Genomic DNA, 21,439 nt, shown 5'->3' with positions numbered 1-21,439 from the left:
ATTTTTATTTCGGTTGTTATTTTATAAAATCTTTAATATTTGACATTATTTCAGATATACTTGTAGAAAAATAATACAGACACAATAAAAGCTGGGTCTAATTTCTTAACACACAATTGACAGATACGTGGTAACCAAACATGCAATTGAGCTCTCGCCAAATCAGAGTTTTTAAGCTGGCTATACTTTTAAGTACAGGGAAAAAAGTCCCCACGATTAAGATTATTTCTGCTCTTGAATGCTCGGAGCCAACGCTCACCCGTGTTTTAAAAGAAATAAGAGAGTCTTATAGTGCTGAAATTAAGTACAGTAAATCATCCAGATCGTATCAAATGACTGAACGAGGTCAGCTTGATAATAAAACATTACGTCGTATGCGAGAGGCATTATCTTCGAATGAAGAACTACAACATAGTGGCACAACGAGTCGTGTTTATTTAGATAAAGATAAGAAAAAATCAGTATCACTATCTTTAAAAATGTCAGCACTACGGAAAATAGATAAACTTTCGTTTTTAAGAAGTACAACCCGAAGTCAGACGGTTGAGTTTCTTGTTGATAATTATGTAGAACATTTAATTCAAGTTGCTCTCCAAGATAAAAAATAAATAGGGTAATTATATGAAATAACTTGGTATTTAATATCGAGTTATTTCATTGATATTTTTCAATAACCCTGTACGGATAATTGTCATTCCCCCTAATGGTAAAATAATGTTTATACGTTATTTATTTTATTCATTTAATGTGATTGATTAAATCCGTTATGTTTCACATTTTCTAATCTGAATTGTATAACCACTTTTAAATCTTTAGCCGGTTTACCTGATTCGTATCGCCAATGCTTCATCGCCAGTGAAACAGAAGGAGCAAATATCGCTGCAATAGGATCATCTGATATCCTAATATTTTGTACGTTACCATTTTTATCCACATCAAACCTAACCTCTACATCGCCTTCAATATTAGCGGTTTTAGCGCCTGTAGGATAATAAGGAAATTGTCGTGATACTATTTTCGGTTTTTCGACAGAAACTACAGTAGCTTCTTTTTGCATATCCAAAGGTATCGTTTTTATTGCATGAGCAACAAACCCACTTAATAAAAGAATACCGCCAAATACCCCCAAAAGAATAAATTTTATTTTCATAATTGTTATCAGAGTAATTTTTAAGACATTAATAATTCTAATGATAATTTGCTAACTTAAAAAGAGTATAGCGATTTTAAAAAAATACTCTATATATTAAAATTCAAGATTACGAATAAAACGATAATCCGCAGACGACTTCTTAAGTCGATAGAGACTAGCAGGGCGTCCCTTCTCAGCACGTTTTTCTCCGGTATCAATTAATAAGTCGGCTTGTTCAATCCGTCGTCTAAAAGATTTTTTCTGGATCTCTTTACCTATCAATATCTCATGCACATGCTGTAATTCAGGCAAAGTAAACACTTCAGGTAACGCAAATCCCGGCACAATAGAATAAAGCGATTTTTGCTTTAATCGCTCTCTCGCTTGCGCAATCAGTTCATTATGATCAAATGCCAGATTTTTCTGTGCTACTTCATCAATAGGTAACCACATCACATGATCCACACTATCAATATGCGCTTTACATGCTTGGTGAGCAATTAACGCCGTGTAACATACAGTAACAGACCAACCTCTTACATCGCGCTGATTATTTCCCACTGAGCAGAGTTGTTCAATATACGGCGGGATCACCCCTGTTTTCTCTTTTAATTTTCTGAGCACAGTATCTTCTAGGCAGTTGTCTTGTGTTTCATCAACAAAGCCACCAGGTAATCCCCATTTTCCTTTTTCAGGATGATTAGCTCTTTCCACCAAGAGCACTTTTAACTGCCCTTCATGGTAAGTGAATAGTACTGAATCAACAGTAATAAGCGGCGATAGAAAATCACGGCGATTGTAATTTGCTAAAAAATTTTGTTCGTTCATGGTCTGCACTTTATAAAAAGATAATGAGTTTATTTTAATGTTAAACACATGAAAATCAAATTTTGTCATAAAGACACTAAATGACTTGACACCAATAGTGTCCATAAGACAATATGTAGTTAATGTCATAAAGACACTAACTGGAGAAGACTATGTTTAACTTAAATTATTTCAAAGCAGACTCATCAACATTTATTATTAAATCGGTCAACGGGAAAGTGCGCCAACAAGGTAAAGGCTTAAGTTTTTGGTATAATTCGGCGACAACATCTATTGCAGCACTGCCGTTAAATGCACAAGAAGCCCCTTTTATCTTTAACTTCCAAACTGCTGATTTTCAGGCACTACGTATTCAAGGACAAATTTCATTCCAAGTCACATCACCTGAAAAAGCTGCTGAAGTCCTCAACTTTAATTTAAGTAAGAATGGCAAATCTTACGCCAGCGAAGATCCCCTAAAGCTCAACGATCGCGTGGTGCGTATTGCTCAAACCCTGATCCAAGCCAAGATCCAAAGCACCCCTTTACGAGAAGCACTACAACTTAGCCAATCCTTGGTTACTTTAGTGATGAAACAACTTACTGAACACCCTTCCTTAGAGGCCTTAGGTATTACTATTTTAGATGTTTCTATCGCGGCCATCTCACCCTCTCCCGAAACACTTAAAGCATTAGAAGCTGAGGCGCGGGAATCCTTACTCAAAGAGGCTGATGATGCAATTTATGCACGTCGTAAATTCTCAGTAGAGCAAGAGCGCACCATTAAAGAAGCTGAATTAGAAACAGACTTATCTATACAGCGTAAACGACAAGAAATTGAAGAAGCTCGTTTAGAAAATGAACGTACCCTATTACGTGAACAAGCCGAAATAGAAAAAGAGCGTCTTGAAGCCAAAGTCAATGCCGAAGCAAAACGTAAAGAATTAGTCGCGTTAAGTACGGAAAATCAACGCATACAATCTGATGCTGATGCTTATGCAATTGAAGCAACTATGCGAGCTTACCGTGAGTTGCCCGTTGAAAATCTCAAAGCAATGGCTCTAGCAAAAATGGACTCACAACAATTAATGGCAATGGCATTTGAAACTTTAGCGCTTAATTCAGGAAAAATTGGTGAATTAAATATCACTCCTGATTTATTTAGCCAATTTATGAAAAAAAGAGGATAACCTATGAAAAATAATACCGATTTTCGTTTCATATTAGTGATGCGAAAAAGTCGCCTACAAGAATTAATTGAGCGTTTTAACACTTGGTCACAAGCCAAATTCTATTTAGAACATAACCATGTTGAGGTAACAGATTATCTTAATGAACATAATCTCTATCAAAAACAACTCACAGAAGCTGAGCTTATTTTAAAATCATTTGGACGTTTTCAGCTCTTGGAAAGAGGATTATTGCCTAGTTATCAATTTTCCTCTCATGATATTGTAGTGGTAATAGGTCAAGATGGCCTCGTCGCTAATACTCTGAAATATCTTAATCAACAACCCGTTATTGCCATCAATCCAGATCCTTCAAGATGGGATGGTAAGCTCTTGCCCTTTGATATAGGGCAATTGAAAGAGATTATAATTAATACAATAAATCACAAAATGCCTTTTAATTCGGTCACTTTTGCACAAGCAAAAACCAATGATGGTCAATCACTGTTAGCGGTTAATGACTTATTTATTGGCCCTAAAAGCCACACTTCCGCACGTTATATCTTACAATGGGGAGACTCTCAAGAAGTGCAATCCTCATCAGGCATTATTGTATCAACGGGACTTGGCTCTACAGGGTGGTTTCAATCTATTCTTGCTGGAGCCATGGCCATCACCGGAAAAGCATCACACCCTCTTTTACAAGGGTTTAGCTGGAGTGATAAAAAATTACAATTTAGTGTAAGAGAGCCATTTCCTAGTAGAACAACAGGCACCGCTTTAACTTTTGGCACGATTGAGCCGGACTCTCCATTGCAATTAGGATCTTTAATGCCCGAAAATGGTGTTATTTTCTCAGACGGCATTGAAGAGGATTATTTACATTTTAATGCTGGCTGTATTGTGCAAATCAATATCGCAGATAGACAAGGGCAACTCATCGCCCCTAAGGGGCGTCAGCCTATTCAATGATGATTATTTAGCACTATTTCTAGCCCTGAAATCATCACATCAAGCACAAAAAGGAATGCAGCTTCACCATTATCACTATCCATAATATCAATAGCTTGCGTTAATAATGGTGGGTAGTTTATCTCTGTTTTTGGCACTTTTTCTCGCTCTTTTTGGCTCTCTTGATGTTCTTGGGTTTCAAGCACTGAACCAAGTGTAAAATGCGCGATGGAACTTAATGCATAAACAGCTTGCGTTAACGTAAAGCCAGCATCGCACAAAAATTGCAATTGTTGCTCTGATGTCTCAAATTGATTGGCTGATGGTCGTGTGCCTGCATGGATCTTTCCACCATCACGATACATTAATAGCGCCTGACGAAAACTTTTTGCGTTATTACGCAAAAAATCCTGCCAACTTTCATTCGCTAATGGCAAAACATGATGATGATGCTTTTGTAAAATAGTCTCAGCTAAAGCATCTAATAACGCACGTTTATTCTTTACATGCCAATAAAGTGTCGGTTGCTCTACCCCTAATTTTTGTGCCAACTTACGTGTTGTTAACCCTTCCATACCGACTTCATTTAATAAAATCAATGCGTTATCAATAACCTGTTCTTTATCTAATTTTGCCATTTGCGTCCTCATAATAAAATATTCTTGACAATCTATCACTGATAGAGATATTTTTCACCTCTCTATCAGTGATAGATTTTTAGGATACTTATGAATAAATCAATTATTATCATACTGCTTGTCACAGTATTAGATGCCATTGGTATTGGCCTTATCATGCCAGTACTACCAACACTATTAAACGAGTTTGTGAGCGAAAACAGACTTGCCAATCATTACGGTATATTATTAGCACTCTATGCGACGATGCAGGTGATCTTCGCACCTATTTTAGGAAAATTATCAGATAAATATGGCAGAAAACCTATTTTATTATTTTCGCTATTGGGTGCGGCATTAGATTACCTATTAATGGCTTGCTCTACCTCATTATGGATGCTCTACATTGGACGCATTATTGCGGGTATAACAGGAGCCACAGGTGCTGTATGCGCATCAGCAATGACTGATGTTACTCATCCTCATGAAAGAACACGCTATTTCGGTTTTTTGGGTGGTGTATTTGGTGTGGGTTTAATTATTGGCCCCATGTTAGGGGGATTACTGGGTGAGATCAGCGCCCATACGCCATTTATCTTTGCGGCTATTTCTCATTCGTTATTATTTATATTTTCATTACTTTGTTTCCAAGAAACTCAAACCACAAAAATATCGACTGAAATATCCGCATTAAATCAGGATACAGCGCCTCACTCTGCCACTGGTTTTATTAAAAAGAGTCTCTTTTTTTGGCTTATTGCCTATTTTATTATTCAACTAATAGGGCAAATTCCGGCCACTATTTGGGTGCTATTCACACAAGTTCGTTTCGCTTGGCACACTACTGAAGTAGGTTTATCTCTTGCATTTCTTGGTGTATTACATATTTTTTTTCAAGCGGTTCTCGCAGGAAAACTGGCGCAAAAATGGGGAGAACGCAACACAGTTATCATTAGCATGTCAATTGATGCATTTGGTTGCTTATTATTAGCCTGGATAAGCCATGTTTGGGTTATGCTCCCCGCTTTAATCTGTTTAGCTGCGGGAGGAATGGGACAACCTGCTTTACAAGGATATTTATCAAAATCTGTTGATCATCATGTTCAAGGACAATTACAAGGAACGTTAGTCAGTCTAACGAATATAACTGGGATTGTCGGCCCGTTACTCTTCTCTTTTATTTATAGTTACAGCGTTGAATATTGGGATGGCTTATTGTGGTTTATTGGTGCAATGCTTTACAGTGGGTTACTTGTAGCCAGTTATTTTAAACAGAAATCACCAATATTAAAAAAATTTCCCTCATAACATACTTGTCATTAAACAGGTTGAAGATCAAGACTGGCTTCCTTGCAGACTTGATCTTCATTTATCGTGATAAACGTTCCTTGTCTCCACGTCGCGCAGTCTCGATACTCATCTTGAGCAACCCAATTTACGCTACTTGCAATCCATACCAATCAATAGCGCTATTGGATATCACTTAATTCCCTATGATGCGAAACCACACAAATATCATAAAATACAAATATAACGCTCAACTTATTGATTATTGATAATTAATCATTGGTCACTTAGTTTTTCTTCCGTGAAAATAGCTCATTTCCTTTTTTCCTTAGCCAAATTTCGACAAGTTGATAACCGGCGATCCCCAGGGCAGAGCCGATCCCCATAACCGCAATAGGATGAATACCCGGCCATAAAATCAACAGAGCACCTGCCACAACAGAAACCGCTGATCCTAGGATGATCCTGCCAATAAATAGTCGTAATGTGATAACTTCATTAGCAACTAGCATCTTCCCTAATGCAATAAAAGCGCCAACAACTACCAATGATACTAGTGTGTGATCATATTCATCCATGAATATACCTCGCATTCGCTTACAGTATTTAGCCGTAAAAAGAACCCTCACCTCCTAGTATCAATCAGATAATCTGTATGGAATATGCAAGATCCTTTTGCTCAAGGATAAATACAACGTCCTTTTGTACTATCCTTGCCCACTTCCTTGTTAATTTGTAATAGGTTATCCATTACCTATTTTTCTCCACATATTAGTCATTACAACAAATTAAATAATATCTAAATTCAATACGTTGTATCTCCACATGTAGGTTTAACGTGAAATCATTATCTATAAATTTTGTATTTTATACTAGTAACTTTGTTCGGTTATTGTCGGTTAATGGTGTTTAACCGAGGTTAACCGAATTATTTTTAGTTAAATAAACAAATAAACTTGTTTTTCATGATAAAAATCAGTTAACAACAAATTAAAATACAAAAAAACAATAATATTACTGGTGATTGTACAAACTTAGGCTAATATAGAAGGTGGTGATAGGTTGATAATAAAGAGAAAATACCATGCGTGTTTTAACAATTTACTGTCCTGAATGTGGTGAAAAAGCGATGATAAAGAAAAGTAATCGCAAGCATAAAGAGTTAACAGATCTTTACTGTGCCTGCCGTGATCCGCTTTGTGGGCATACCTTTGTGCTAAATCTTACCTTTAGTCATACTCTAAGTCCCAGCGCCAAAAAACAAGATGCCCTTTTATTAGCAATGATAAAAAATCTCTCGCCACAGCAACGAGAAAAAGCCTTAACCTTGTTACAAGAGATATAACGCTTTTTTACTTACTCTATTTTGCCTTGATTTTATGATCCTGCTCCCATTCTGGCAGGTAAATAAGTTAACTGGTTCTTATATAACCATAAATGATGTAGATTTAATTTAATCCAACAGAAATATTCTTATATCGCTTATTAAAGCAACATAGCAATTCAACAACCACAGAACGCGGTTTTGATTAAAAAAGCCATAAAATGAGTCATTCCTTTAATCAGAATTTGTCGAAATCTTATGTAACAGCATTCTGTTACATAAAATTTCAATACAAGTTTCAAATGGAGTATATAGATGAAAAAGCTTATTAATCGTGTTGATGATGTTTTATCAGAACAACTGCAAGGTTTTGCTAAAGCCCACCCTGAAATCAATCTCCATCCCTCTTCTTTTTATGTCACCCGTCATGATGCCCCCGTAAAAGGTAAAGTAGCCCTTTTATCTGGAGGTGGCAGTGGACATGAGCCAATGCATGCCGGTTTTGTTGGAAAAGGCATGCTTGATGGGGCATGCCCTGGTGAGATCTTTACCTCACCAACCCCAGATAAAATGTACGATTGCGCAAAAGCAATTGATAGCGGTGAAGGTGTATTAATGATCGTTAAAAACTACACCGGTGACGTACTCAATTTTGAAACTGCGACAGAGCTACTACATGATGAAGGTGTAAAAATTGCTACGGTATTAGTTGATGATGATGTTGCGGTTAAAGATAGTCTGTATACCGCCGGTCGTCGTGGTGTAGCGAATACCGTATTAATGGAAAAATTACTAGGTGCGGCGGCTGAGCGTGGCGATACACTCGATGATTTGGTTAAGCTAGGTCATCAAATTAATAATAATGGTTTTTCTATTGGTATTGCACTACAGGCTTGCACCGTACCTGCTGCAGGAAAACCCTCTTTTACTCTCCCTGAAAATGAAATGGAATTTGGCGTTGGGATCCACGGAGAGCCAGGAATAGACCGTCGCCCATTTACTTCATTAAATGATACCGTTGATGCCATGTTTAATACTCTAATTGAAAATGGTCACTATCAGCGCACCATTCGCAGTTGGGATCGAGTCAATGGTGATTGGATTGAAGAGACACAAGAAAAACAGCCACTAAAATCAGGTGATCGTGTTATAGCCCTAGTCAATAATCTTGGCGCCACTCCCCTTTCTGAATTATATGGTGTTTATCATCGCCTTGCCCTGTGCTGTGAAAACTTTGGTCTTAACATCGAACGTTCGTTAATTGGCTCTTATTGTACATCGCTCGATATGTCGGGGATCTCAATTACCTTATTAAAAGTAGATGACGCGCTACTTACTTTGTGGGATGCACCCGTTGCTACACCTGCGATGACAAAATAAGTTTTCCTATAACGATAACTAAGGATCAGAAAATGGTATTAACTCATCATCAAATTATTCTTTGGCTACAACAATGCGCTCAACTTTTTGAACAAAACAGTGACTATCTCACCGATCTTGACCGTGAAATTGGCGATGCTGACCACGGCTTAAATATGAATAGAGGCTTCAAAAAGGTAGCGGAGAAATTACCTGAATTTGCCGATAAAGATATTGGTTTTATCCTTAAAAATACCGGTATGACATTACTGTCTAATATTGGTGGTGCCAGCGGTCCTCTTTTTGGCACCTTCTTTATTCGTGCCGCTAAGCCCACCGCATCATTACAAAGTCTCGATGTAAATCAACTTTATGAAATGACTAAAGAAGGTGTTGATGGCATTGTCAGTCGCGGTAAAGCACAACCAAATGATAAAACTATGTGTGATGTTTGGTGGCCTGTGGTTGATAGTTTAAAGCATGCGAATGACCAAAGTTTATCTATAGAAGATGCTATTGATAATGCACTGAAAGTTGCAGAAAAAGCGGCGGAGGAAACTATTCCTATGCAAGCGAAAAAAGGCCGTGCCAGTTATCTTGGTGAGCGCAGTATAGGACATAAAGATCCCGGCAGTGCCTCTGTGGTATTGATCCTCCAAGCGCTGTCTAATGCTATCCACGCATAATCATTCACAATATAATCAAGAGAGGTCTGCCATGATTAATATCGTGATTGTTTCTCATAGTAAACATCTTGCTGAGGGTATTGAGGCGTTGGCGAATCAAATGCTTAACCCAACGCATTGCCGATTAGCCATTGCCGCAGGTGTTGATGATGAAGCGCACCCTATTGGTACTGACGCTGTTAAAATTATGACGGCGATTGAATCGCTAGCCGAAGCTGATGCCATTATTGTTATGATGGATTTAGGTAGTGCCATACTCAGTACAGAGACAGCAATTGAACTGCTTGATACAGAATTAGCGCAAAAAGTGACACTATGCTCAGCTCCACTGGTAGAAGGAACATTAGCCGCTGTTGTCGCAGCGTCATCCGGAGCTAGCTTAGAAAAGGTTCTCGAAGAAGCCAACCATGCACTAACCCCTAAAAAGATGCAATTGGGTGAAAACATGGGTGGCTCAGAGCCAAATGATGTCACGCCTTCTATTCAAATGCACGGCAAAGAAGCTCATTGGGTGGTAAAAAATCCTCATGGTTTACACGTTAGACCTGCAGCGACACTGGTTGAGCTACTGTCAAAATTTCGTGCTGACTATCAATTAATTAAGGGAGATAGACGCATTAATCCCCTTAGTTTAAATCAACTTTCTCTTATTCAAATTCGTCAAGGTGATGAAATAACCTTAATTGCTTCAGGAGAACAAGAAAATGAGGCTATTGATGCCTTTTTAGCACTGGCTAAACAAGGTTTTGGCGAAGCATTACCGGATGAACTCACGGAGCAAAGTTTAACCGGTACTCTCGTACCCGCTTCCCCCATCAAGGGACCGGCTTTTATTTGGCATGAGCTAGAATTAGCTCCTATTGAAAATTTATCTGCACCACTCGATAGCACAATACAAATTGAGCAATTTAATCAAGCGATAAAAGATACACTCAATGATTTGAAGCACTATGCTGAAAAAGCCAATCACACATTAGGTGAACAAATAGGCGCTATTTTTAACGGCCATATCATGATGCTGGATGATGAAGAATTACTCACCAATGTTATCGATCGTATTAAAACAGATAACGTTAGCGCTCAGCAGAGTTGGACGAATGAAATGAAAGAACGTATCCAACTCTACCGTACTCTCAGTGATCCTTATTTGAGAGCACGGGAGTTAGATCTTCGTGATCTGCGCAATCAAGTTCTTTACCATTTACAACAGAAAACGCCTCCTAAATTTACCCCATCACAACCCTCTATTTTAGTGGCTAAAGAGTTATTCCCCTCGACATTAATTCAGTTTGATGCAACTCAATTATTAGCCATTACCTTAGCTGAAGGGGATAGTTGTTCTCACAGTGCCATTATCGCCACGCAGATGGGGCTACCTATGTTAGTTCATTTAGGTGATGGATTATTAAAAATAAAAGAAGCACAAGAATTAACCCTTGATCTCAAGAGTAGTGAATTAATTATTGGATCAATAAATTAATGTGCTAATGCAATAAGCGCCAAATGGCGCTTATTGATAACTATCAAACCTTAGGTTTATAACTCTCTTTATCCAGTTCATGCTTTTTCATGCGTAAATAGAGTTTTTTACGTGGGATACCTAAATAATCAGCCACATCGCTCACACGGCCAGCAAATAAATAGAGTGCATCTTCAATTAAGCGACGCTCATAATCATCAACTAAGTTATCTAAAGGCCCTTCAGGGGGGATAATGGCACGATGTTGCTCACTATCAACCATTTTCACAATACCAACAGCATAGAGTTCAGCGACATTCCGTAGCTCACGAATGTTTCCAGGCCAATCATAACGTTTTAATATATCGAGATAATTACGATCAATTTTTGGTACGGCGATCCCAAGCCGCTGAGCACTTTGCCGTAAAAAGGCTCTAAATAGAGGAATAATATCCGGGCGTCTTGCGCTTAATGGTGGCAAAGAAAAAGTTATTTGCGAAAAGTAGTAATAGAACTCAGGTATCAATCGCCCTTCAGTGACTAATTGCTGGGTATTATTTTCTAAAATCGCGATCGTTCTAAATTGGCGCTTACCCTGCCTTTCCATATCTAATAGGTAAGCACTTAACCAACGTTGTGCACCAGAAGGTAAATCATAAGGGGAGCGTAAAATAAGTGTGCCGACTTCCTCTTGCTCTATTTGAGCAATCAGTGGCTTAATATCTACTAAATTTTGACAATCTACCGTAGTCACCGCTTTATCGCTGTGAGGACTTAATTCATGTAATAACTGAGCGAGTAGATGTCGCCCTGTCCCCATCTCACCTTCAATCATTAAGTCTTTATCAATATCAGCAATTTGCTGTACTTGCTGTCTAATGGCGGTAATTTGTGCACTATCGCCAACTAGACGCTCTTGAGTGGTGGTGATCATCGTTTTTCTAAGTGAAAGAAGTGATTTTCGCTCTTTATGCGCTTTAGCAACTAACTCTAAAAATAGCGGTGGATTAATGGGCTTTTCAATAAAATCATAAGCGCCTTTTTTAACGGCCTCTACAGCAAGGGGTATATCACCGTGGCCGGTGATCATAATCACCGGAATACGAGGATCAATTTGTTGAATACGCGCTAAGACTTCCATGCCATTCATCGCAGGCATGTAAATATCTAACACTACCGCACCTTCATATTCTGGTGTCAGCAGACTCAATGCTTTTTCTGGCGAATCAGTCACTCTGGCAACCATTCCGGCAAGATTAAGCAAATGACGATAAGATTCGAGAATATCCTCATCATCATCAATTAATAGTACATCAATATCAGACAGCAGTGACTGTGTCATGAGTAAACTCCAAAACAACCATCGCACCGCCATTTAATGCCGATGCTAAGTAAATTTCATAACCAAACCGTTGCATAATAGAACGGCAAATCGATAGCCCTAACCCTAGCCCAACATCTTTGGTGGTGGTAAAAGGGGTGAATAATTTTGGTAAAACATCAGCATTAAATCCTTTGCCACTATCGGTAATGGCCACTCGTTGATATTTAGCTTCATCCGATAATAGGTCGACGCTGATCTGACTTTCGCCCATTCCTGCGACTGCATCCATTGCATTAACAAACAGGTTAACTAAGACCTGCTCTATTTGTGTTGGATCAGCACAAATATTCAGTTCACTGGGGATATTATTGATAATGGTGCACTGCTCTCGTTTAGAGCGCGATTCCACTAATACCATGGCACTTTCCACCAGCCCTTGTAACGGCGCTGAAACATAGCTAACTTCAGATGAGGATTTTTTAGAAAAATTACGTAATGCCGTAATGATCCTATTCATACGAGCACATAATTTTTCAATACGCTCAATGGGATCAGGAAGTTGGTCATATTTCTCCATCTGTAGTGTTAATTTAACGCTATATAAGTAGGTATTAATGGCTGAAAGCGGTTGATTTAATTCATGAGCAAGACTGGTCATTGCCTGTCCTACTACTGCCATTTTGGCCGCTTGCACTAACTCTTCTTGTGTCTGAATTAAGTGTTTTTGTGCTTGTTCACGACGCACAATCTCTTCATTTAATTGTTGGTTCTTTTCTTGTAAATCTTGGGTTTTTAATGCCACAAGATGTTTTAATTCTAATCGACTTAATTCTTGGCGAGTAATATCCGTGATCGTCACAATATATTTATGCTCGTCTTTATGAGGATATTCGCGAATATTAAATTGCAGAAAATGAGGCTTTCCTTGTTTTACCATGCTCACAATAGACTCACTTTGCCCAAACAAATAAAGCGGACTTGTGGGACTAAACTGCGCTCTTAATATCGTATTGGCTTCACCACTAAATAATAACCATAATGGTTTATTGCTCTGTTCATGACCAATACCTAATAAAGTAGCAGCACTGGGATTGACGGTTTCCATACGTCCATCATGATGACAAGTAATTAAACTGGCATCGGTATTATTAATCAGATTCAGGGCATTCGTGGCTTCAACTTCTTTCATTTGACGCCAAAAGCGCCGCAAACGGCGACTTAATAATCCAATTTCATCTTGCCCTTCAATTAATACAGGCTCTGTTAAATGACCTTTAGCAACATGGGCGAGATCATCACTCAACTTATTTAATCTAGCAATCAGTCGCCTATCTATTAAGATTTTCATGACAATAATGCTGAGCAATAGTGAAGCAACGACAATTAAGATAATGACAATTTTTCCCGTTGCCATCAGTTGTCGCGTATTATCATTGAGCTTATTCAATGCTTCACTGGTGGCAAGCACATTACTTCTTACTGCATTATCAAACTGAGATAATTTTTCATTTAATTTAGGAGTAAGTGCTTTAAGTTTTTTTTCGGTTTCGACATCATCAATCAATGTTTGATAGATATCACCGTCAAAACGAGTGATCGCAATAATTTCTTGCAATACTTGGCGATGAGCAATGGTAGAAGGATAGCTTTTTAATTTTTGATTTAAAGCGATAATTTCATCAATTTTGACACTTATATAGTGAAATGCGACATCAATATCACGGCTATAGCGTTGATGTGCAATTTCTTCCACTAAGCTAATTAATTCATTTTCTGTAGTGAATAACTCTTGAAGTAACGTTGATTCTAAAAGCAGTTGTAAGCTATTTTCCTGTACATTTTTTTCATTAAGCATTTGGCTGACATGCCACTCAATTTCATTAAGTAGAGGCTTAATATCTTCACCTACCGCATCATGCATCCAAGCCAATTGACCTAAAAGCTGTGCTAACCTATTTTCGAGTTCACGACGTTTATCTAATAAAATATCTTGCTGCTCAATTAAGTTTGATAAGTCATCCACTAATTGATTATAAAAAGTGCGTTGTGATTGTTGCTCAATCGGAAACTCGCGCAGATTATCTAATAGTTGATAAATCTGCTGTTTTTGTTGTTCTGAAACTGATTTACGTTGTGTTTGTTCACGCTCTTTTAATAGCATCTGTAAATTAGTGCTGTAACGCTCCATATTATAGCTGGTGGTTAACATAGGTAAGGAGTCACCAACAGACGCATTGATTTGAGTGGCTAATTTTCCCCACATAAAAAATATCACCCCACCAATCAATAAAGTGAGTAACGAACTAAAGATAAACGCCAAATAAAGGCGTCTACCGAGTTTGCCCGATTGCTTAGGCATTAATATCTGCATCCATCATACCTTTCAAAAAAACAGTATTTTCAACTGTATATCTGAACCACAAGGCGGTTAGGGAGATTTAGTTTCTTTCAATAAAACTAATGCTTGTTCAAGTTTTTCCGCTTCTAATGTACGCCATTGGTACAATACGGCTAACGCTTGATCTGAATATTCCCGCTGATCGGCTTCTTTCATAAATAAGGCTTGTAATGTCGGTGAATTAGCTTCTTTTTCGCTAATTAGTACTGAACTGGCTATTTTTCGGGCTTGATTGGTTGCTGCGATCCGTTCTGGTGATCGATTTTGTTGTTTTTCTGCCTCGTGGATCTCATTCCAAACTTGGCGCATTAATGGAAAATTATGGGTGATCATTTGATCAAAAAGAACATTGACCACTTCGCTACGGCGATAAGCTTCATTACTGTTTAAAATAAACTCAGTATTATTAGCAAGCTCATCATTATTACGTAAAATTTCTTTGCTGAGGGGGATCTTCGCCATATCACTTTTATAGATAATCTCTTGTCCTTCATCCGATAAAAGAAAGGCGATAAATTTGGCCGCAGTATCTCTTTTACTGCTTTCAGCCACAATAGCGACATAAGCAGGTAAAATAATTGATTTATCAAAATAACTAAAATCAACAAAATCAAAGCGTTTTTGGTGGTTAAAAGCGTAATTATCAATAATAGGCCCCGCCCCCACAATACCTCTGGCAATAGCGTCACTCACTCGTGAACTACGTGCCGATATCGAAGAAAGGTTACCACTGGTTTCTAGTAAAATTTGCCATCCGCGCTCCCAACCATATTCTTGCAGCACATTTTCAACCATCAGTTGCATCGTGCCAGAGTTGGCTGGTGTCGTCATAGTTAAGTGCCCTTGGTAAATCGGATCACTTAAATCAATCCAACTTTTAGGTGCCGGAATACCTAACTTTTGCAAGTATTGTCTGTTACTCATGATCCCAATACCTGAATAACCCACCGTGGTTATTTTGTCATTTAAGATATCACTATGACGAGTTAGCCATTTTGGTGTTTCATAGTTAATCGGTAAGCGCGCGAGTAGTCCTTCTCTATCTAAATGATGAAAAAAATTAGCCGAAGAGGACATCACTATATCAACAGGTTGCGTAGGATACTGCTTCATCATCCGTGTAGCGATCGCAACACGCCGATAAACCACTTGTACCTTAGTTTCAGGATAACGAGCACTAAAAGCTTCGGTAAGTGGTCGCATGGGTGTATCTGAAAGTGTCGTCAGTATAACCAATGGCTGCTCATCACTTTTTGCTGGAGTGATAAACAGCCAACTAAATAATAGTATGAGGCTAAAGATTATTTTTATTCTCATGACATACCCCTGATTTTGTGTTGAATAAACCTAAAAATGTGTTGAGCATCAAATTTCTGATATTTAGCAATATTTATTATTTTCAGTGAATGAGTCCTTAATGACCCATTTTCGATGATGATACGACGATATATTCACTCATTTTTAGTCCAACACCTAATAGCAATGTTACAAATTTGACTCACCGATTCAGCAGAATGTGTCAGCTCTGACTCAAATTAGCGCTTTTGCCCTCTGATGGCCTAAATGAATAGCATCTGCCCTGAAAAACAAAATCAGCTTCAGGCATGAATAATATTCGGAGTCATCTCTATGTTAAGTTTCTTTAAAACCAGAAAGGATCTGCCGCTAATCGAAGCGTCCAATGAAAAGATCCGCTCAATATATAAAAAATATCAGTGGCAGGTTTTTCTTGGGCTAGTACTAGGTTATGCCATGTTCTATGTGGTACGTATGGCACTTGGTGTCGTTAAAAAGCCGATGCTAGATGCCGGTATTGTGACCACTGCAGAACTGGGTTTAATGGGGTCGGCGTTCTTCTTTACCTATGCCTTTGGTAAGTTTTCCAATGGCTTCTTGTCGGATTATGCCAATATTGGCCGCTTTATGTCCATTTCGCTGATTGCGTCCTCTTTTGTTTGTATCTTTATGGGAATGTCGACTGCGAGCCTATTCTTCATCTTATTGTGGGGAATTAATGGTTGGTTCCAATCGGTAGGATCTGCCCCTTCTTGTGTGTCTATTTTCCAATGGTTTTCTCCGAAACAGCGCGGTACAGTCTATTCTATCTGGGGTGGCTCACGTAATATCGGTGAAGCAATCACTTGGATATTAACTGCGACCATAGTGAGTTTCTTTGGCTGGCGTGCCGGTTTTATCGGTGCAGGTATCGCGGGTATTGCAGCAGGTATCATCTTACTGATGATCTTAAAAGATCGTCCTCGTACTTATGGTCTACCTGATCCTGCCAGTGCGTATGGTGAAGAGTCAGAAGCCGTTAAATCAAGTGATCCAAAAGAAACTCGCCGTGCTCAATTATTTGTCCTAAAACAACCTACCGTATGGATCATCGCTGCAGCTTGCGCTGCCATGTATATTTCACGCTACGCAATCAGTTCATGGGCGGTGCTTTATCTACAAGGCTCAAAAGGCTATTCACTGATTGATGCTGGCTTTGCTATGTCAACTTACCCTATTGCGGGCTTCTTTGGCGCCATCTTAGCCGGTATGGCCTCTGACAAACTATTTAATGCTAATCGTCATATCCCAACACTTATTTATGGTATCGCCAATATTGCCGGTTTCGCCCTCATGTTCTGGGGACCACAAAGCCGTGTTATGGATGCCATTGCATTAAGTATGATTGGTTTTGCTATGGGCGGACTGGTGGTGTTCTTGGCGGGCTTAACGGCTTGCGATCTGATGCCAAAAAACGCAGTAGGTGCAGTAAAAGGCTTTATCGGACTTTTTGCTTATATTGCCGCATCTGCTCAAGAGCTTGTTTCTGCCTCGCTGATCAAAGTCACGCAAGTCGGTGATATCACTCACTATGATTTCACAACGGTACAGTATTTCTGGATTGGTTCTGCCATCGTGTCCATGATCTTAGCTACGCTGGTCTGGAATGCGAAAAAAGTCACCATGGATTAATAAATTAAGTTGTTATCAAGGGATACTTTTCAGTATCCCTCTTTAAAAAAGAGAATGTCACTATGCGTAAGACAAAAATTGTTGCGACTCTTGGCCCTGCTAGTTGCTCAGAACAGATGATTGAAAAACTGATTTTAGCTGGCGCTAATGTATTTCGTTTAAATTTTTCACATGGTACTCGCGAACAGCATCAGTCCACAGCCGCAACTATCCGTCAGGTCGCAAAAAAACATCGTGTATTTATCGGCATTTTAGCTGATCTGCAAGGCCCTAAGATCCGTATAGCGAGTTTTAAAAATAATGCTATTCAATTAACACAAGGGGATAGTTTTATCCTCAATGCAGATTTAGACAGCACACAAGGCGATGAACAACAAGTGGGGTTAGATTACCCACAACTTGTACAAGAAGTCACACCAGGGAATATTCTGTTACTTGACGACGGTAATATCCAATTAAAAGTCCGTGCAGTAAATAATAATAATATTGAGACAGTGGTCACTGTCGGTGGAAAATTATCTAACCGTAAGGGAATTAATTTACTCGGCGGCGGTTTATCCGCACCAGCCTTAACGGACAAAGATAAGCAAGACATACACACAGCAGCCGCTATTCAAGCAGATTATATAGCCGTTTCTTTCCCTCGTAATGGTGCAGATATTGAATATGCCCGTCGTTTAATTGTTGCTGCTGGCAGTCAGGCAAAAATTGTTGCCAAAGTAGAGCGTGCAGAAGTCGTTTCATGTCAAGCCAATATGGATGACATTATTCAAGCATCGGATGTCATTATGGTAGCGCGAGGGGACTTAGCGGTTGAAATTGGCGATGCCTGTCTTCCTGGTGCACAAAAACAGTTAATTGCTCGTTGTCGTGCTCTAGGTTGCCCAGTTATTACAGCCACCCAAATGGTGGAGTCCATGATTGAAAATCCAATGCCTACCCGTGCGGAGGTGATGGATATCGCTAATGCAGTAGGTGATGGCACAGATGCGGTGATGCTTTCTGCAGAAACAGCTGCAGGTAAATATCCTGAAGAAGCCGTTCGTGCAATGGCTCGTGTTGCAGAAGGTGCAGAGCGCTCTTTTGCCGCCAATGCCGAAAACCCATGGCAATCCCCTTCTTACTATTCACAAACAGGCCGTTGGATTGCTTTAGCGGCGACCACAGCAGCTTTTCATAATGATAAACATCTGAGCGTTGCTGCTTTAACTGACAATGGTCAATCAGTCACGCTTCTATCGCGCTTTATGCCAAATAACAATATTTATGCATTAACAGATAACCCCGCACTTGCTGGTCAGTTGACTGTATTACGTGGTGTAACGCCTGTCACTTATCAACGTCAAAATAATAATGATGGTGATGAAAACATCATGCAAAAACTGCAAACAGAAGGATTATTAACAGATATTCACTCACTCTTAATCACCCGTTTATCGACCTTTGAAAAAACCGGTGAAAGTGACTGTTGTCATCTGGTTCCGGTAAAACAAGTTACAACAGCTTTAACTTAATTGTCTGTTATCAAATAGCTTATGAGAGAGGCAACCTGAAGAGGCCAATAACAAGAAAAACAGTATAGCCAATTATTTTAGCCACATGGAACGTGGCTATTTTTCTTTTTAATGCACCTAACCATCATTATCTATTAAAAAATAGTGCTCCTAGCTGTTGTTTTTTTCGACAGCATCCCAATATTAATTCCTATATTCACTGTATTAATAGGAGAATATGATGGCAAGTGGATGGGCAAATGATAGTGCTGTTCAAGAACAAATTGATGCCACTATTGATGATGCCATTGCAAGAGCGCGTAACCAAATGACTCAGGGAGAAAGTGCTGAGTTTTGTGATGAGTGTGGTGAAGCAATTCCATTGGCTCGGCAAAAAGCGATTCGAGGGGTTCGCTATTGTATTAACTGCCAAGAAATGATAGATAAAAAATATAATACCTTTAGTGGCTATAATCGCCGTGGTAGTAAAGATAGCCAACTCAGATAATGAGCACACTTCTTATACAAAAAACTGTACCTTATGTAAGCTTACTCAATCAAGGTACAGTTTATTTTATTCAATCAACTCACGAGTTAAATTTTGCTGACTTTCTTAGCACTTAAACTATGGCTCATTTCAGTAATTATCTTTAAGAAATTATCAATATGGGAACGTTCCGTATTCGGGTTCATAAAGACAGCTTTTTCCCCCGGAATATAAACATAGCGATTATTTTTTGCATACTTAGAGCAAGCAATAGAATCAACCCAGTTGGTAAATAATCCCTTTTTACCCCGTTGTAAGAATAATTTTCTATGCCATTGTGCATTATGTACCATAAAGTCATAGGCTTCTTTATCTGTCGCACAGGTTGATTCTAGATCAAAGGCAACATTAGGATCAGAGACTAAGTTTGGATCATATAATTTAAACCCAACACTTGGGCCTTGGTTTTGAGGCACTATGACTTTGGCATTCCCCATAGCAAGTAATTGATGGCGCATATAGTTCGCGTTTTGTAGGCAATGGGCAATGATGGTTTGATAGCCTTCAATCCCCATATAATGCATTGCAGAATAAGCCCCAAAAATACCAACCCCACTACGTGTACATTCAATAGTTGATTGTAAATGGGTTTGACCTTCTAATTCATGTTCAAAGTAAGTGAAGTTTTCCGGATCATTTTCAAGGGCAACAAAGTCATTACCATTTTTCACTAACACTAAACTTGAGGTATAAGGTACATATCCCCACTTATGGAAATCGATAGTAATTGAATCAGCATATTTTAGATGTTTAAATTTCGCCACATTTTGGCGTAAACCTTCTAAAGTAATATCGTTGATAGCCAGAGGGTTGCTATTAAAATCATAATCTAAGAAGAAAATAATTGGCCAACCTACTGCTGCATCGACGTGAATATGTGGTTTAACCGCGATTTCAAATTCTTCACACAGACGATCTCTTAATTCGCAAACGCCTTTAACATCATCAACGCCAAAGGTGTCCGTCGTCCCTGTCGTCAGCATAATAGTTGGTACTTTACACTTAACAGTAAAACAAGCTCTTAATTCACGCTCTAAGTGTTCCAAATTAATCGTATTATCTTCGGACACCTTAATGCGGATAGTCTTGTTATTAACATCAACTCCTAATAGCGCCAAGTTGGTCATATTAGAATAATGACCCCCTTGAGAGTTAATAATACGATAATCCTGATCGGCTGCCATGCCTAAATGTTTAGAATTAGGCATTGATTTACGTAAACCAAATAGATAACCATATAAGTTACACATGGTGCCACCTTGGGTGAAAACCCCAGAGGCAACTTCGGGATCGTACCCTACTAATTTAGCTACTTTTTTAATGGTGACTTTTTCTAAAACGTCAGCAACACCTGAGTATTCACAATAAACCATATTAGGATTGCCCATTAATCCTAATATTGAGCCATAAACACCCGGATCGCTTGGCATCGCAATGACATTTTCAACCGCTAATGGATTTTCCCAGTTTTTGCATAACGTCGACACTAACATGAGTAACTCGTTAGGATCATTCTCTGGGTAATTAATATGTTGCTGGATCTGCCCATCAGCCATTAAACGGTCAAATAACGCCTGCCCATTCTCATAACGCTGTAATTGATCCTTATCATTCGTCATGGTCTTTCTAAACTGTGTAATAGACTGAATGGTTTTATCCTGAAATATCGGCCAATACTGCGGATCACGGCTGAAAAAGTGAGCAATAACATCACGGTACTTCTTCTCAAATTCAGCATTTAGAATGTTAGCAGAAGATAAACCCAACAAATCTTGACTTTTCACTATATTCTCCAAATAAAAACCGACAATAGCTTAAATAAACTGAATAGCAATACTATACATTTTCTTATTAAAATAGTTAGTGATCTATATATAACAGTTGTTATTTAAATAGTTAACTAATAATTTATTTTATTT

General features: G+C 38.7%; 19 protein-coding genes. 11 read left to right on the top strand and 8 right to left on the bottom strand.

The genetic code is table 11. From position 1 onward, the window contains the following. Nucleotides 1-140 precede the first annotated feature (140 nt). The gene (locus AACU95_RS15555) at nt 141-608 is read left to right on the top strand and encodes a hypothetical protein (protein WP_004245615.1); all 468 of its coding nucleotides are present in this window, start codon (nt 141-143) and stop codon (nt 606-608) included. 134 nt (nt 609-742) lie between these two features. Here the strand turns inward: AACU95_RS15555 and AACU95_RS15550 are convergent, their stop codons facing one another. Continuing rightward, nucleotides 743-1,150, bottom strand: a complete 408-nt coding sequence (locus tag AACU95_RS15550) for a TonB family protein (protein ID WP_004249439.1) — start codon at nt 1,148-1,150, stop codon at nt 743-745. A gap of 96 nt (nt 1,151-1,246) precedes the next feature. After that, on the bottom strand, nt 1,247-1,960 hold the full coding sequence (locus tag AACU95_RS15545; RefSeq protein ID WP_012368340.1) for an NUDIX hydrolase: 714 nt from the start codon (nt 1,958-1,960) through the stop codon (nt 1,247-1,249). A 152-nt stretch (nt 1,961-2,112) separates the two neighbouring features. Between AACU95_RS15545 and AACU95_RS15540 the strand changes: the two genes are divergently transcribed. Next, entirely contained in the window at nt 2,113-3,129 is a 1,017-nt protein-coding gene (locus tag AACU95_RS15540) for an SPFH domain-containing protein (RefSeq protein ID WP_049201606.1), read from the top strand. Nucleotides 3,130-3,132: 3 nt separating this feature from the next. After that, nucleotides 3,133-4,080, top strand: coding sequence for a sugar kinase (locus tag AACU95_RS15535; RefSeq protein ID WP_141192394.1), 948 nt, complete (start codon nt 3,133-3,135; stop codon nt 4,078-4,080). Here the strand turns inward: AACU95_RS15535 and tetR(J) are convergent. Then, nucleotides 4,074-4,697, bottom strand: coding sequence for a tetracycline resistance transcriptional repressor TetR(J) (gene tetR(J) / locus AACU95_RS15530; protein WP_036895588.1), 624 nt, complete (start codon nt 4,695-4,697; stop codon nt 4,074-4,076). The two genes, AACU95_RS15535 and tetR(J), sit on opposite strands and share 7 nt — an antisense overlap. Before the next feature lie 90 nt (nt 4,698-4,787). Here tetR(J) and tet(J) point away from each other — a divergent pair, with 90 nt between their 5' ends. After that, nucleotides 4,788-5,984, top strand: coding sequence for a tetracycline efflux MFS transporter Tet(J) (gene tet(J), locus AACU95_RS15525; RefSeq protein WP_161737108.1), 1,197 nt, complete (start codon nt 4,788-4,790; stop codon nt 5,982-5,984). A gap of 266 nt (nt 5,985-6,250) precedes the next feature. Here the strand turns inward: tet(J) and AACU95_RS15520 are convergent, their stop codons facing one another. After that, nucleotides 6,251-6,541 (bottom strand): phage holin family protein, encoded by a 291-nt coding sequence (locus AACU95_RS15520; RefSeq protein WP_004249433.1) that lies wholly within the window; start codon nt 6,539-6,541, stop codon nt 6,251-6,253. A gap of 506 nt (nt 6,542-7,047) precedes the next feature. Here AACU95_RS15520 and AACU95_RS15515 point away from each other — a divergent pair. The 4 genes from AACU95_RS15515 to dhaM all read left to right on the top strand — a co-directional run bounded on the left by AACU95_RS15515 (nt 7,048) and on the right by dhaM (nt 10,812). Next, on the top strand, nt 7,048-7,308 hold the full coding sequence (locus tag AACU95_RS15515; protein WP_004245624.1) for an ogr/Delta-like zinc finger family protein: 261 nt from the start codon (nt 7,048-7,050) through the stop codon (nt 7,306-7,308). Between the two features lie 294 nt (nt 7,309-7,602). After that, nucleotides 7,603-8,667 carry a dihydroxyacetone kinase subunit DhaK gene (gene dhaK, locus AACU95_RS15510; RefSeq protein ID WP_004245625.1) on the top strand — a complete coding sequence of 355 codons (1,065 nt, stop codon included), beginning with the start codon at nt 7,603-7,605 and terminating at the stop codon, nt 8,665-8,667. A 32-nt stretch (nt 8,668-8,699) separates the two neighbouring features. Further along, complete coding sequence (dhaL, locus tag AACU95_RS15505) at nt 8,700-9,332, top strand: dihydroxyacetone kinase subunit DhaL (protein ID WP_004249430.1); 633 nt, start codon at nt 8,700-8,702, stop codon at nt 9,330-9,332. Between the two features lie 31 nt (nt 9,333-9,363). Further along, on the top strand, nt 9,364-10,812 hold the full coding sequence (gene dhaM / locus AACU95_RS15500) for a dihydroxyacetone kinase phosphoryl donor subunit DhaM (RefSeq protein WP_004250192.1): 1,449 nt from the start codon (nt 9,364-9,366) through the stop codon (nt 10,810-10,812). Nucleotides 10,813-10,855: 43 nt separating this feature from the next. On the opposite strand, the gene AACU95_RS15495 is transcribed toward dhaM, so the two are convergent. From AACU95_RS15495 to AACU95_RS15485, 3 genes are read right to left on the bottom strand one after another with little or no spacing between them, the layout of a single operon-like run. Further along, entirely contained in the window at nt 10,856-12,133 is a 1,278-nt protein-coding gene (locus AACU95_RS15495; RefSeq protein WP_004245628.1) for a sigma-54-dependent transcriptional regulator, read from the bottom strand. After that, nucleotides 12,111-14,486 (bottom strand): ATP-binding protein, encoded by a 2,376-nt coding sequence (locus AACU95_RS15490; RefSeq protein ID WP_004250191.1) that lies wholly within the window; start codon nt 14,484-14,486, stop codon nt 12,111-12,113. Before AACU95_RS15490 ends, AACU95_RS15495 begins: the two co-directional genes overlap by 23 nt. A gap of 57 nt (nt 14,487-14,543) precedes the next feature. Next, nucleotides 14,544-15,830, bottom strand: coding sequence for an ABC transporter substrate-binding protein (locus tag AACU95_RS15485; RefSeq protein WP_004245630.1), 1,287 nt, complete (start codon nt 15,828-15,830; stop codon nt 14,544-14,546). A gap of 312 nt (nt 15,831-16,142) precedes the next feature. Between AACU95_RS15485 and AACU95_RS15480 the strand changes: the two genes are divergently transcribed. The 3 genes from AACU95_RS15480 to AACU95_RS15470 all read left to right on the top strand — a co-directional run bounded on the left by AACU95_RS15480 (nt 16,143) and on the right by AACU95_RS15470 (nt 19,481). Then, nucleotides 16,143-17,480: an MFS transporter gene (locus AACU95_RS15480; RefSeq protein ID WP_004245631.1), complete on the top strand. Its 1,338-nt coding sequence runs from the start codon at nt 16,143-16,145 to the stop codon at nt 17,478-17,480. A 62-nt stretch (nt 17,481-17,542) separates the two neighbouring features. Beyond that, entirely contained in the window at nt 17,543-18,994 is a 1,452-nt protein-coding gene (gene pyk, locus AACU95_RS15475; RefSeq protein WP_161737107.1) for a pyruvate kinase, read from the top strand. 220 nt (nt 18,995-19,214) lie between these two features. Continuing rightward, nucleotides 19,215-19,481 carry a DksA/TraR family C4-type zinc finger protein gene (locus tag AACU95_RS15470; protein ID WP_036932443.1) on the top strand — a complete coding sequence of 89 codons (267 nt, stop codon included), beginning with the start codon at nt 19,215-19,217 and terminating at the stop codon, nt 19,479-19,481. Nucleotides 19,482-19,567: 86 nt separating this feature from the next. On the opposite strand, the gene AACU95_RS15465 is transcribed toward AACU95_RS15470, so the two are convergent. Next, nucleotides 19,568-21,304 (bottom strand): pyridoxal phosphate-dependent decarboxylase family protein, encoded by a 1,737-nt coding sequence (locus AACU95_RS15465; RefSeq protein ID WP_004245634.1) that lies wholly within the window; start codon nt 21,302-21,304, stop codon nt 19,568-19,570. Nucleotides 21,305-21,439 lie beyond the last annotated feature (135 nt).

Source organism: Proteus sp. G4415 (genome assembly GCF_963896075.1).
Classification (GTDB): Bacteria; Pseudomonadota; Gammaproteobacteria; order Enterobacterales; family Enterobacteriaceae; genus Proteus; species Proteus mirabilis.
Note: the sequence above shows the minus strand (reverse complement) of the source record. Positions and strands in the feature narration are given on the sequence as shown.